At 30.6% G+C, this 258-nt stretch carries 1 protein-coding gene; it reads right to left on the bottom strand.

Translation table 11 applies throughout. The features are described from left to right. Positions 1-48: 48 nt before the first annotated feature. Positions 49-258: hypothetical protein (locus GQR39_RS20115; protein ID WP_206007916.1), on the bottom strand; the 210-nt coding region annotated here is incomplete at its 5' end.

Genomic DNA, 258 nt, shown 5'->3' with positions numbered 1-258 from the left:
ATTATTATCGTTATGTTAGTGATATTTTGTTAAAAATGTTAACGCATATTAACATTGCCCTGTGTAAGGTATTTTAGCTGTGATAGTTTGACCATTCTCTCCAGGAAAGTTTGTGAACATTGCTTCTAATAATTCATTGAATACACCTGCAACCACATCACATTCACCAATACTTTTAACCCTAGATTCATAAACTTTTTTTACTTCTTTCTTGTCATTTGTATTTCTTAATTCGTCAGTTTCTACAATATCAAGTGC

This window comes from Pseudoalteromonas sp. C8, from assembly GCF_011378685.1.
Lineage (GTDB): Bacteria > Pseudomonadota > Gammaproteobacteria > Enterobacterales > Alteromonadaceae > Pseudoalteromonas > Pseudoalteromonas arctica.
Note: the sequence above shows the minus strand (reverse complement) of the source record. Positions and strands in the feature narration are given on the sequence as shown.